The following is a 13,155-nucleotide window of genomic DNA, read 5'->3' as shown; positions in this document are numbered from 1 at the left end:
CTATCAGCGTCCCGCCAGACCTTCATTTGGCGTTGGCGGATTATGCCACCATCTATCATGAGACCTATGGCGATGATCAGGCGATCGCCGATTTGGTCCCGCATATGCTTTCTGCCTTCCTCGCGAGTGACCGCGGCTTTGCCAAGGCGCGGGCAGGGCTCGCCGCACGGCGTAAATGACGACAGGCAGCGACAAAATACAGCATGTCGACTGAGCCGGTTTTCCCTATCGGCATGTGTCAAACACCGCGAAGGCTTTATAAGATCGTGACAATCTCAGCATTCTGACATCCGGCCGCAGGCGTAAATTTAGCTAGTGGCCAGCATCAATGGTTCAGCGCGTGAGCCGGAACGCACGCTTACCTTGGTAATCGATAAGCAAGGAGATGCACATGGAAGTGCTAGCAATCTCTATCAACGACACCGCTAAGGCGCTCGGCATCGGTCGGTCATCGGTTTATGCCTTACTCAAATCTGGCAAACTTGATGCGATCAAAATCGGTAGGCGAACCTTGCTGACCACTGAGTCCATCAAGCGGCTGGCACAATCCCGAGATATGGCTTGATACGCCAGCGCTACACGGCTCTTGCTGAAAAAATGCCCGCGGTTGAGTAGGGCAGGGCGGGCCTGTCATCTGTTTCCGCCCTTTCGCAGTTCATCCATATAGTCGCTCCACCACTGCGCCATTTCGACACGTTCGGCCCAATAGGCGGACTGGTTATATATGCGACGTACGGACCCGGCCACCATATGTGCCAGTGCGCGCTCGATGGCATCCGGGTTCCATTTGCCGGATTCGTTCAACAGCGATGATGCGGACGTGCGGAAGCCGTGGGCCGTCATTTGCTCTTTGGAATAGCCCATGCGCCGCAATGCCGCGTTGATGGTGTTTTCGCTGATCGGTCTTGCTCGGGTGCGGATCGAAGGGAACACATAGCGCCCGGAGCCGGATAAGGATCGCATGGCTTGCAGTATCGCGAGAGCCTGCCGAGACAGAGGCACCGAATGGGGCTGGCGCATTTTCATTTTTGTTACCGGGATCGTCCAGACAGCTTTGTCGAAATTAACCTCAGCCCATTCCATTTGCCGCAGTTCGCCCGGGCGCTGGAAGACATGAGGTGTGAGTTTAAGGGCGTACATGACGGCGGGATCGCCCTGATAATCCTCGATAGCGCGCAGGAGAGCGCCGAACTCGTTTGGATCGATGATGGCGGCGAAGTGCTTGACTCGCGGTGTGGTCAATGCGCCGATCAGGAGTTGCGCCGGATCACGTTCGGCACGCGCCGTTGCGACTGCAAAGCGGAAAACGCGGCTGGCAAAGGCGCGCAGCAGATTGGCGGTTTCCAAACGGCCACGTCGTTCATGCTTCTGCAGTTCATGAAGAAGTTCCTGAGGCGTGATATCGGTGACAGGCCGCTTTCCGAAGTCTGCCCCCATCAGTTTCACAAACCAGCGCATCTTCTCCAGCGTTGGCTCAGCCAACCCCTCACGCGCTTTCTTCTCTATCAATTCCTCGGCCACGCTAGCGAAGCTGTTGCTGGCCCGAATGCTCGCCTCAATGCGGGCTTGTCGTTTGGCTACGTTGGGATCGATCGCATGAGCCAGCTGCCTACGGGCGGCATCCCTGGCAGCGCGCGCCTCGGCCAAGGTAATCTCGGGATACGCCCCGAGCGACAGTTTCCGTTCTACGCCGTCGATCCGGTATTTGATTCGCCACAGCTTGCTGCCTCTTGGATTGACGAGCAGATACAAACCTTGGGAGTCAGTAACCTTGTAAGGCTTATCTGCGGGCTTGGCATTGCGGATAGCGGTATCGGTTAGCACCATTGGGGGCCTCGATTCTGCTGGGGCCTTTTGAGGCCCCCAAATTAGGCCCCAATCATCCGCAATTGCAGGCAAACAAGGGCATCCACTGACAATCAGAGAATGCCCATAAACTACCGAAAATCAGGGATTTTTCAACTGTTGGCAGACGTCGCCAGACAGGATTTTGGAGGCCCGAGCCGGAATCGAACCGGCGTGCAAGGATTTGCAGTCCTCTGCGTAACCACTCCGCCATCGGGCCATCCGCTGGTGGGTGGCCGCAAATGTGCGGCTTTGAACGCAAAGTCAAGCGGGGGATGGCGCAGGTGCCTCAAGATTCTTGCCGACCGTCGCGCAAAGCCGCTTGGCGCGGGCCGCCCGCTGATTTAGAGGTCCGATGATCCCCTTAGTGTATTGCATTGCCAATACAGTTGTGCCAAGCGAGGAACTATCGTGACCGAGCAGAATTATTCTTCGATGCGGGCCGCTATGGTCGAAAGCCAGTTGCGCACCAGCGACGTCGGCGACCAGCGGGTTATCGCTGCGATGGCGAAGGTGCCGCGCGAGGATTTCGTGCCCGCGCAACGCCGTGCCATGGCCTATATCGACCGTCCCATTCCGCTGGCCGGGGGGCGTTCGCTCAATCCGCCGCTGGTAACGGGGCGGCTGCTCAATGAAGCGCAGGTCGCGCCGGGCGACAAGGTGCTGCTGATCGGCGCGGCGACCGGCTATGCTGCGGCGCTGCTGTCCGAACTGGGCGCACAGGTGACGGCGGTCGAGGAAGAAGGCGGTCCGGAGATCGCGCTGCCCGGCGTGACCGTCGAGCGCGGCGCGCTCAACGCCGGCGCCGCCGATGGTGCGCCCTATGACCTGCTTTTCATCGACGGCGCGGTGGAGGAAGTTCCCGCGGCGCTCGTTCAGCAGCTTGCCGAGGACGCCCGCGTGGTGACGGGGATCGTCGATCGCGGCGTCACGCGCCTGTGCGGCGGCCGGGTGGTTGCGGGAGTGCTGGGCCTGAGCAGCCTTGCCGATATCGAAATGGTGGTGTTGCCCGGTTTCGGCGCGCCCAAGGGATTTGTGTTCTGAAAATGATGGGCGGGGACAGATGACGGCGAAGCGCACCTTTTATCGGCATCATGCCGCAGCCGCTTTGCTGTTGCTGTCCTCCGCCCTGACCAGCGGCGCGCAGGCGGAGACGCTGCAAGGCGCGCTCGCCAAGGCCTATGCGTCCAACCCGACGCTGACCGGCGCACGCGCGGGCCAGCGTGCGACCGACGAGAATGTGCCGATCCAGAAGGCGGCGGGCCGGCCCGGCGTCGACGTGACGGGCAGTTTTTCCGAAAGCATCCTCAAGCCCACGATCAGCTTCACTTCTCCGCAACGGACCGTGAATGCGCAGGCGCAGTTGAACGTGCCGATCTATTCGGGCGGTGCGGTGCGCAACGGGGTGAAGGCGGCCAAGGTGCGCGTGGAGGCCGGGCAGGCCAATTTGCGTGGCACCGAAGCCAGCATTTTTTCGCAGACCGTCGGCGCCTATATGGATGTGATCCGGGACAGCGCGATCGTGTCGCTCAACCAGTCCAACGTGCGGGCGCTGGAGGTCAATCTCCAGGCGACCAACGATCGGTTCGAAGTCGGCGACCTGACCCGCACCGACGTCGCCCAGTCGCAATCGCGCCTGGCGCTGGCGCGGTCCGACCTGCAGATAGCGGAATCCAATCTGATCGCCAGCCGTGAAAATTATATCGCGCTGGTGGGGGACGCCCCCGATGCGCTGGAGCCGCCGCCCGCGCTGCCGGGCCTTCCCGCCACGCCGGTCGCCGCGGTCCAGGTCGCGCTGAACGACAATCCGGACATATTGGCGGCCAAGAAGAACAGGATCGCCGCAGGCTATGACGTGAAGGTGGCGCGCGCCGGGCGGCTGCCGACGCTGTCGGGCTTCACCACGGCGGGTTATACCAATTATCTGCATACGCTGGGCGGAACCGCGTTGGATGCCGATGGCAATAGCGTGGAAGGGCCGCAGATCAACAAGCAGGCGTCGGCAGGCGTCCAGCTGACCATTCCCTTGTACCAGGGCGGGCGGCCCGCTGCGCAGGTGCGCCAGAATCAGGCGCTCGAATCGCAGGCGATCGAGCGCGAGATCGAGGTGGAACGCAGCGTCATTTCCCAGACGCGGGCGGCCTATGCGAGCTGGCAGGCGTCGCTGGAAAGTATCGAGTCGAATCGGAAAGCGGTCGAGGCCGCTAATCTGTCGCTGGAAGGCGTGCAGGCGGAAAATTCGGTCGGCAGCCGGACCATCCTGGATATCCTCAACGCCGAACAGGAAGCGCTGAACGCCAAGGTCCAGCTCGTGACGGCGCAGCGCAACGCCTATGTCGCGGGTTTCAGCGTGATCGCGGCGATGGGCCATGCCGAGGCCGACGATCTGGGCCTGGACAGCGGCACCCTCTATGACCCGATGGTCAATTATGAACGGGTGAAGGGCAAGTGGCTGGACTGGAGCTTTGATCCCAAGCCGACGCCCGTCGCCACGCGGACCGTTGACACGCCCGCGCAAAACGCCAATGTCGAGCGCGCTTCGCAGCAACCTTAACCGCTTGTTAACCCGGCCGGGTAATCTTGGAGCTTAAGGATGCGCAATGGATTTTGGACGGGGACTATCCATGGGTGACATGACCAAGGAACCCTCGATGGAAGAGATACTCTCGTCCATCAAGCGGATCATCGCCGAAGAAGGCGAGGACGCGGTGCAGGCCGCGCCCCGTCGTACACGGGCCGAAGCCAAGGCGGCTGCGGCGCCGGTGCCCGTTGCGGTCGAAGAAGTGCTGGAACTGACCGACGAGGTCGCGGAGGAGAATAGCATGCCTGCTCCCAAAGCTGCCGCAGCCGTAGGCGCGAGCGTGCCCGGCGACGACTCGATCCTGTCGGTCGAAAGCGAAGTCGCCGCGCGCCATTCGCTCTCTGCCCTCTCGTCCATGCTGGTCGCGCCCAAGGACGGGCAGGACAATACGCTCGACGGACTGGTCCGCTCGATGCTCAAGCCGATGCTCAAGGACTGGCTGGACCAGCGCCTGCCAGCTCTGGTCGAAGAGATGGTCGCCAAGGAAATCGCGCGTATCACCGGCCGCTGAGGCTGTGCTTGCGATGGCCTTTGCACAGGTCTAGACCCCTCGCATCCTGACGACGCCGCGGCGATGGGCCGCGCGTCGCGATCCGATCCGAGGGTGCTTTTTCATGAAAAATCTTCTGCTTGCCGGGCTTGGGTTGATGGCCCTGGCAACCGCGCCTGCGCTTGGCCGGTCCTTTACACCCGCTGATATGGTGACGCTGGACCGCATCGCCGCGCCGACCGTGTCGCCGGACGGCAAATGGCTTGCCTATCAGCAGCGCAGTACCGATCTGGCCGGCAATAAGGGGCGGATGGACCTCTATCTTCTCGACATCAGCAAGGCGGGGCAGACGCCCAGGCTGATCGCGTCGAAGCCTGACAAGAATGAGACGGTGCCGGTCTTCTCGCCCGACGGGTCGTCGCTCTATTTCCAGTCGAACGCCAGCGGCGACGACCAGTTGTGGCGGGTGGCGCTAAGCGGCGGCGACCCGGTGCAGATCAGCAAGGCGCCCGGCGGCATTGCCGGTTTTCTGCTTAGCCCCGACGGCAGCAAGGTCGCGCTTTGGGCCGACCGCCCGGTCGGCGCGAAGACGATCGACGTCGTGAAGCCCGATTCCCCCAAGGAAGCCGGCAGCGGGCGCATCTATGACCAGTTGTTCGTGCGCCATTGGGATACATGGTCCGATGGCCAGCGGTCGCAGATCTTCGTGATGCCGGTCGCCGGCGGCCCGGCCGTGTCGGTGATGGGCGCGCTGGTCGGCGACAGCCCGTCCAAGCCATTCGGCGGCGCGGAGGAAATCGCCTGGAGCAAGGACGGCAACACGCTCTTCTTCGCGCTGCGCGAGGCGGGGCGGCCAAAGAATCCGATCGAGCCGCTGTCGACCAATCTCGACATCTTCTCGGTTGCGGCGGACGGCAGTGCCGCGCCGGTCAACCTGACCGATGCCAATGACGCGACCGACACGCTGCCCACCGTGTCGCCGGACGGCCGGTGGCTGGCCTATGTCGCGATGAAGCGCCCGACCTATGAAGCCGACCGGCAGGTATTGATGCTGCGCAACATCGCCAGCGGCGAGACGAAGGCGCTGACCGAGGGCTGGGACCGGTCGGTTGCGTCGATCGCCTGGGAAGCCAATGGCAAGGGGCTGCTCGTCACCGCCAATGACGTGCTCGACAATCCGGTGTTCCGGGTTGATGCGGCGTCGGGCAAGGTGGTGCGGCTGACGCAGAAGGGCCATGCTGGCAGCGTCGTGCCGCTGCCCCAGGGCGGCTTCGTCTATGCGCTGGACAGCATCCAGTCGCCCGCCGATTTCTGGAAGATGCCTGCAAAGGGCAAGCCGGTGCGGCTGACCAGCGTCAATGCGGCCAGGCTGGCGGGTGTCGATGACGTGTCGGTCGAGCGCTTCAGCTTCAAGGGCGCCAATGGCGACACCGTCTGGGGGCAGATCGTCAAGCCCCTAAACCCATCTGCTAACCCGTCGGCCAGCGGCACGGTCAATAAGCTGCCCGTCGCCTTCCTCGTCCATGGCGGGCCGCAGGGCAGCTTCAACGATTCATGGTCCTATCGCTGGAATCCCAAGGCATTCGCGGCGCATGGCTATGCGGCGGTGATCGTCGATTTCCATGGGAGCACCGGCTATGGCCAGGCTTTCACCGACGCCATCAACAGGGATTGGGGCGGCAAGCCGCTCGAAGACCTGAAACTGGGTCTCGCCGCCGCCGCGGCGAAGGATGCGGAGGTTGATGCCGGCAATGCCTGCGCGCTGGGGGCCAGCTATGGCGGCTACATGATGAACTGGATCGAGGGCCAATGGGCCGACGGGTTCAAGTGCATCGTCCAGCATGACGGCGTATTCGACGCGCGCGCCATGGCCTATGAGACCGAGGAATTGTGGTTCGATGAATGGGAGCATGGCGGCCCCTATTATGAAAAGCCGGAAGAATTCGAGAAATGGAACCCGGTCAACCATGTCGCCGCGTGGAAGACGCCGATGCTGGTGGTGACGGGCGAGAAGGATTTCCGCATTCCCTATACGCAGGGGCTGGCCGCCTTCACCGCGCTCCAGCGGCGCGATATTCCGTCCAAACTGCTGGTCTTCCCGGACGAAAATCATTGGGTCTTGAAGCCGAAAAACTCGCTGCAATGGTATGGCGAGGCGCTGGGCTGGCTCGACCGGTGGACCAAGCGGTAAAAGCGCTGGAATGGTATGGGAAGGCATATTAAGGCGCCTTCCCATGACCGAATTGCCCAAAACCTTCGACCCCGCCGATATCGAATCCCGCTGGTACGCCCATTGGGAGGCGAACGGCCTGTTCCGCCCCGAACGGCCGGACGCGACGCCCTTCACCATCGTGAACCCGCCGCCGAACGTGACGGGCAGCCTGCATATCGGCCATGCGCTCGACAATACGTTGCAGGATATCGTGATCCGCTACGAACGGTTGCGCGGCAAGGATGCCTTGTGGGTGGTCGGCACCGACCATGCGGGCATCGCGACGCAGATGGTGGTCGAGCGGCAACTCAACGCCCAGCAGCAGAAGCGGACCGACTTCACGCGCGACGCATTCGTCGCGAAGGTGTGGGAATGGAAGGCCGAAAGCGGCGGCACCATCACCGGCCAGTTGCGGCGGCTGGGCTGTTCCATGGACTGGGCGAACGAGCGCTTCACCATGGACGAGGGATTCTCGAAGGCGGTCGTGAAGACCTTCGTGGAACTGCACAAGCGCGGCCTGCTCTATCGCGACAAGCGGCTGGTGAACTGGGATCCGCATTTCCGCTCGGCCATTTCGGACCTGGAGGTCGAGACGGTCGAGACGAAGGGCGGCTTCTGGCGCTTCCGCTATCCGCTGGCGGACGGCGTGACGCTGGCCGATGGCAGCGACCATATCGTCGTCGCCACCACGCGACCGGAAACGATGCTGGCCGACATGGCGGTCGCGGTGCATCCCGACGACGAGCGCTACAAGGCGGTCATCGGCAAGGAAATTCTCCAGCCGATCACCGGGCGGCGTTTCGCGATCGTGGCCGACGAACATGCCGACCCGGCGCTGGGGTCGGGCGCGGTGAAGATCACGCCGGGGCATGATTTCAACGATTTCGACGTAGGCAAGCGGGCGGGCTTCAAAGCCGGCGACATGCTCAATATGTTCGACGCCGACGCCAATGTGGTGCAGACCGCCGATGGCCTGATCCCCAATCGCTTCCTGGGGCTGCATCGCTTCAAGAAGGATGGCGTGGACGGCGCGCGCGAAGCCGTGGTCGCGGAGATGAAGGCGCTGGGCCTGCTGGTCCCGCACGTCACCAAGGACAAGGAAGGCGAGGAGGTCTCCGCCGATTTCGAGCCGCGTACGATCCAGACGCCGTTCGGCGACCGCTCCAACGTGGTCATCGAACCCTGGCTGACCGACCAATGGTATGTCGACGCCGAAAAGCTGGCGGTCGCGCCGATGCAGGCGGTGCGCGACGGCGCGATCGAGATCGTGCCCAAGACATGGGAAAAGACCTTCTTCAACTGGATGGAGAATATCCAGCCCTGGTGCGTGTCGCGCCAGCTCTGGTGGGGGCATCGGATTCCGGCGTGGTTCGATGAGGATGGCAACAGCTATGTCGCCGAGAGCGAAGCCGAAGCACAGGCTCTGGCGGGCAACAAGACGCTGATCCGAGATCCCGACGTGCTCGACACCTGGTTCTCTTCCGCTCTCTGGCCCTTCGGCACGCTGGGCTGGCCCGACCAAAGCGAGAAGCTGTCGCGCCATTACCCCAACGACCTGCTCATCAGCGGCTTCGACATCCTGTTCTTCTGGGACGCCCGCATGGCGATGCAGGGGATGGAGTTCATGGGCGATGTCCCGTGGAAGAAACTCTATCTCCACGGCCTCGTCCGCGCGGCCGACGGGCAGAAAATGTCCAAGTCCAAGGGCAATGTGGTCGATCCGCTGGGCCTGATCGAGAAATTCGGCGCGGACGCACTGCGCTTCTTCATGGCGGCGATGGAGAGCCAGGGCCGCGACGTGAAGATGGATGAGAAGCGGGTCGAGGGCTATCGCAACTTCGCGACCAAGTTGTGGAATGCGGCGCGCTTCCTTCAGTCGAACGGCGTCACCGCATCGACCAGCCATGAGGCGCCCGCCGCCGCGCTGCCGGTCAACCGCTGGATCATCGCGGAGACGGTCGCGACCGTACAGGCGATCGACACGGCGCTGGCCGACCTGCGGTTCGATGCAGCCGCCAACGCCATCTATCACTTCGTCTGGGACCAGTTTTGCGACTGGTATATCGAATTGACGAAAGGCGCGATGGACGATGAGACGCGCGCCGTCGCGGGCTGGGCGTTCGACCAGATATTGGTGATGCTGCATCCTTTCATGCCGTTCATAACCGAAGAGTTATGGCATTTGACGGGCGACCGCGCGAACGCCCTGATCGTCGCGCAATGGCCGCAGGCGCTGGCCGCCGTCGACACCGATGCGCAGGCCGAGATCGACTGGCTGATCCGGCTGGTGAGCGCGATCCGCACGGCGCGGACCGAACTCAACGTGCCGCCCGGCGCGAAGCTGCCGATGGTAGTGCGCGACGCGGCGGAGGAAACCCATCGCAGGCTCGACCGTCAGGGCGTGGCGCTGGCCCGCCTTGGTCGCGTCGAAAGCCTGACCTTCGGCGAACCGCCGGCGGGCGGCGCGGCGCAGATCGTGGTGGACGAGGCGACTTTCATCCTGCCGCTGGCAGGCGTGATCGACATCGCGGCGGAAAAGACCCGCCTCGCCAAGGCGCTGGCCGCGGCGGAGAAGGAGCGGGATGGTCTGGGCGGTCGCCTGTCCAACGCCAGTTTCGTCGAGAAGGCCAAGCCCGAAGCCGTCGCCAAGGCGCGCGAGGACCATGCCGAGAAGACGGCCGAGGCGGAACGGTTGAAGGCGGCGCTGGAGCGGCTGGGGTAAAACGGCCCGGATAAACCGGCATAAGCGCCGCTATCATGCGCAGGCTGCTTGTCGAAACTCCGTTCTTTCTGCAAGAAAGAGAAGGGCTTCGACAAGCTCAGCCCGAACGGGGGCATAGGGTGCCACACAGGCGCGCGGTTTTGAATGGGGACAGGCGAGTGGCAGCGAGCAGACCGGGCGCAAAAGACCTGACGCAGGGGCCGATCGCATCGACCCTGCTGATGTTCGCCATTCCCACGCTGGCGTCGAATATTCTCCAGTCCCTGAACGGATCGATCAATGCGATCTGGGTCGGGCGCTTCCTGGGCGCGCAGGCGCTGGCGGCGACGGCCAACGCCAATATCATCATGTTCCTGATGTTCTCGGTGGTGTTCGGCTTCGGCATGGCATCGACCGTGATGATCGCGCAGGCTGTCGGCGCCCGCGATCTGGACGCGGCCCGGCGCGCCTTCGGGTCTGCGGTCGGCTTCTGTTCGATGCTGGGGCTGGGCGTCGCTCTGGCGGGCTGGATCGGCGCGCCGGCACTGCTGCGCCTGCTGGCGACGCCGGCGGAGGCGTTCGACCTCGCGCTGGTCTATCTGCGCGTCATCTTCATCGCCATGCCCGCGACCCTGCTCAGCGTCATGATGATGATGGGGCTGCGCGGCGCGGGGGATGCACGCACGCCGCTCATCTTCATGATCGTCAGCGTCGCGGTCGACCTGATCCTCAATCCGGTGCTGATCCTGGGGCTGGGGCCGATCCCGGCCTTCGGCATCGCCGGGTCGGCGGCGGCGACGGCGGCGGCGGGCTTCGTCAGCCTGATCGGGCTGGTCGCCTTCACCTATGCCAAGGATTTGCCGCTGCGGCTGCGGGGCAAAGAACTGGCCTATCTCTGGCCCGCCGCCGACCAGATGCGCGTGCTGGTGGGCAAGGGGCTGCCCATGGGGTTGCAGATGATCGTCATGTCCGCGTCGGGCTTGGTGATGATCGGGCTGGTCAATCGCGAAGGCCTGCTGGTGACGGCGGCCTATGGCGCGGCGCAGCAGATCTGGACGTATCTCCAGATGCCCGCCATGGCCATGGGCGCGGCGGTCAGCGCCATGGCGGCGCAGAATATCGGTGCAGGGCGCTGGGACCGGATCAGCCGCATTACCGGCTATGGCATCGGTTATCTGCTGGCGATCACTGGCGCGATGATCGTCATCATCCTGCTTTTCCACGAACTATTGCTGTCGCTATTTTTGGGCAGCAACCAGGCGGCGATCGACGCGGCGTGGAACATGCAGTTGCTGGCGAGCTGGAGCTTCATGATGTTCGGCTGCACCATGATCCTGTTCGGCGTGATGCGCGCCAATGGCGTGGTGGTCGCGCCTTTGGTCATCCTGTGCTTCACCCTGTTCGGCGTGCGTCTTGGGTTTTACGAGCTAGGCTATCCGCACTGGGGCGCGGACGCGCTTTGGCTGAGTTTCCCGGCAGGATCGGCGGTGGCGCTGCTGCTGGCATGGGCGGTCTATGCGCGCGGCGCATGGCGCACGACGCGCCTGCTGGTGCCGGTGCATGAGGAACAATGCCGTGAGACGGTGAACAGCGATGCCGAACCGGCCGGCCGGATCGCGCCGGCGGGTTGACGGCGGGCGTTAGCGCCCCTGGTTGCGCCAGCGGGTGATGGTGCGTTCCAATATGTCGGACTCGCTGCCGGCCTGACGCCACAATTCGGTGAAGCTGGGGTCGCCCGATGCGGGGCGGCGATGCTCTTCCAGATTGTCGAGCGCGACGCGGATCGGCACGGCGACGCCTTCGCCGCAGATGATCGCCTCCCGGTTGCGCAGGGCGGGAATCGAATCGAGGAAACCGCGCGCGCCTTCGGGCATGGCGGCCTTGACGAAGGCCTGGTCGCGATCGTTGTTGAGGCGCATCGAGATGATCGTGCCGCATTGCGACAGCACGCCTTCGGCAAGGTCGGACGGACGCTGGGTGATGAGGCCCAGCGAAATGCCGTATTTGCGGCCTTCCTTGGCGATCCGCTCCAATATCTTGCGCACCGCCTGTCCCGACCCGGTTGTCGTGTTGGGGATATAGCGATGCGCTTCCTCACACACCAGCAGGATGGGCCGCTGCGGCTCGTCGCGCGCCCAGATGGCATAGTCGAACACCAGCCGCGACAGCACCGACACGACGGTCGAGGTGATGTCGGACGGCATGGCGGACACGTCGATGATCGAGATGGGCTTGCCGTCGGACGGCAGGCGGAAAATCTTGGCGAGGAACGCCTGCATCGTGTCGGCGACCAGCATGCCGGAGAACATGAAGCTGTAGCGCGGGTCGGCCTTGATCTCCTCGATCTTGGTCTTGAGACGCATATAGGGCAGCGAATTGGTGCCCTTGTCGAGCTTGCCCATCTCATTCTGGAGGATGGTGGTGAGGTCGGACAACAGATAGGGGATCGGCGAATCCACCGTCAGGCGGCCGATGCTTTCCGCCAGCCGGTTCTTCATCCGCGCGGCCAGCAGGCATTTGGCGAGAATGTCGCTGTCGACCGTACGTTCGGAGCCGGACGACGTGACGAACACCTCGCAATGCTCCTCGAAATTCATCAGCCAATAGGGCAGGGCCAGGTTGCTGACGTCGAACACCGCGCCGTTGCTGGCGAAGGCTGCGCCATATTCGCCGTGCGGATCGATCATCACGATATGCCCCTGCGGCGACAGGTCGCAGATGCGGTGCAGGATCAGGGCGGCGCTGGTCGATTTGCCGGTGCCGGTAGACCCCAGCAGCGCGAAATGCTTGCCCAGCATCGAATCGACATAGAGGGCCGCGCGCGTGTCCGTGGTGGGGTAGACGGTGCCGATCTCCACGTTCGCCCGGTCGTCCGCGGCGTAGATTTGCTGCATGTCGTGGCTCGACACCGGGAAGATGTCGGTGCCGGGGGTCGGATAGCGGGTGACGCCGCGGCGGAAGCGGTAGATGCGGCCGGTCAGCTTTTCCTCATCGCCTTCGCCCAGGAAATCGATGTCGGCGACGATGCCCTTGCTCGCCTGGTCCAATGTCATCGCACGGACGCTGGCGACCAGCCAGCTGTTGCCGACGCGCATCTTCACCTGGCTGCCGACCTGGCCTGCCATGGCGGTGCAGGGGTCTTCATCCTGCTCCAGCAGCGCCAGGCGCTGCGCGTCGATCAGCACCTTGGAACTGGACCCGGCGATCTGGAACACCATTCCCATGGACTGGACCGAAGCGAGATGCACGGGCGTCGCGGGGGATGAAAAATGTTGTGCGCCCGGCATATGGGTCATGAGCCTTTGTCGTCCCTCGGACCGGAACGG

At 63.5% G+C, this 13,155-nt stretch carries 10 protein-coding genes and 1 tRNA gene; 8 read left to right on the top strand and 3 right to left on the bottom strand.

Annotation, left to right across the window (positions count from 1 at the left end; all coding sequences use genetic code 11):
- The first annotated feature begins 2 nt into the window (after positions 1–2).
- On the top strand, positions 3–179 hold the full coding sequence (locus K9B33_RS07325) for a DUF2274 domain-containing protein (protein WP_224547781.1): 177 nt from the start codon (positions 3–5) through the stop codon (positions 177–179).
- A gap of 212 nt (positions 180–391) precedes the next feature.
- Positions 392–565 (top strand): helix-turn-helix domain-containing protein, encoded by a 174-nt coding sequence (locus K9B33_RS07320; RefSeq protein WP_062732997.1) that lies wholly within the window; start codon positions 392–394, stop codon positions 563–565.
- A 65-nt stretch (positions 566–630) separates the two neighbouring features.
- Here the strand turns inward: K9B33_RS07320 and K9B33_RS07315 are convergent, their stop codons facing one another.
- On the bottom strand, positions 631–1,827 hold the full coding sequence (locus K9B33_RS07315; RefSeq protein ID WP_224547761.1) for a tyrosine-type recombinase/integrase: 1,197 nt from the start codon (positions 1,825–1,827) through the stop codon (positions 631–633).
- Positions 1,828–1,991: 164 nt separating this feature from the next.
- Positions 1,992–2,065: transfer RNA gene (locus K9B33_RS07310), tRNA-Cys, on the bottom strand.
- 191 nt (positions 2,066–2,256) lie between these two features.
- Here K9B33_RS07310 and K9B33_RS07305 point away from each other — a divergent pair.
- The 6 genes from K9B33_RS07305 to K9B33_RS07280 all read left to right on the top strand — a co-directional run bounded on the left by K9B33_RS07305 (position 2,257) and on the right by K9B33_RS07280 (position 11,460).
- On the top strand, positions 2,257–2,889 hold the full coding sequence (locus tag K9B33_RS07305; protein WP_224547760.1) for a protein-L-isoaspartate O-methyltransferase family protein: 633 nt from the start codon (positions 2,257–2,259) through the stop codon (positions 2,887–2,889).
- A 19-nt stretch (positions 2,890–2,908) separates the two neighbouring features.
- Positions 2,909–4,399, top strand: coding sequence for a TolC family outer membrane protein (locus K9B33_RS07300; RefSeq protein ID WP_224547759.1), 1,491 nt, complete (start codon positions 2,909–2,911; stop codon positions 4,397–4,399).
- A 70-nt stretch (positions 4,400–4,469) separates the two neighbouring features.
- Positions 4,470–4,937: a DUF2497 domain-containing protein gene (locus K9B33_RS07295; protein WP_224547758.1), complete on the top strand. Its 468-nt coding sequence runs from the start codon at positions 4,470–4,472 to the stop codon at positions 4,935–4,937.
- A gap of 103 nt (positions 4,938–5,040) precedes the next feature.
- A complete protein-coding gene (locus K9B33_RS07290) occupies positions 5,041–7,107 on the top strand; it encodes an alpha/beta hydrolase family protein (RefSeq protein ID WP_224547757.1) in 2,067 nt (688 codons plus the stop codon).
- 43 nt (positions 7,108–7,150) lie between these two features.
- Entirely contained in the window at positions 7,151–9,850 is a 2,700-nt protein-coding gene (locus K9B33_RS07285; RefSeq protein WP_224547756.1) for a valine--tRNA ligase, read from the top strand.
- A 158-nt stretch (positions 9,851–10,008) separates the two neighbouring features.
- Positions 10,009–11,460 carry an MATE family efflux transporter gene (locus K9B33_RS07280; RefSeq protein WP_224547755.1) on the top strand — a complete coding sequence of 484 codons (1,452 nt, stop codon included), beginning with the start codon at positions 10,009–10,011 and terminating at the stop codon, positions 11,458–11,460.
- A 9-nt stretch (positions 11,461–11,469) separates the two neighbouring features.
- Here K9B33_RS07280 and K9B33_RS07275 read toward each other — a convergent pair whose 3' ends face one another.
- The gene (locus tag K9B33_RS07275) at positions 11,470–13,125 is read right to left on the bottom strand and encodes an ATP-binding protein (protein ID WP_224547754.1); all 1,656 of its coding nucleotides are present in this window, start codon (positions 13,123–13,125) and stop codon (positions 11,470–11,472) included.
- Between the last annotated feature and the right edge of the window lie 30 nt (positions 13,126–13,155).

This window comes from Sphingobium sp. 3R8, assembly GCF_020166615.1.
Lineage (GTDB): Bacteria > Pseudomonadota > Alphaproteobacteria > Sphingomonadales > Sphingomonadaceae > Sphingobium > Sphingobium bisphenolicum.
The sequence above is the reverse complement of the archived record's forward strand: the minus strand, read 5'-3'. Positions and strand labels throughout refer to the sequence as shown.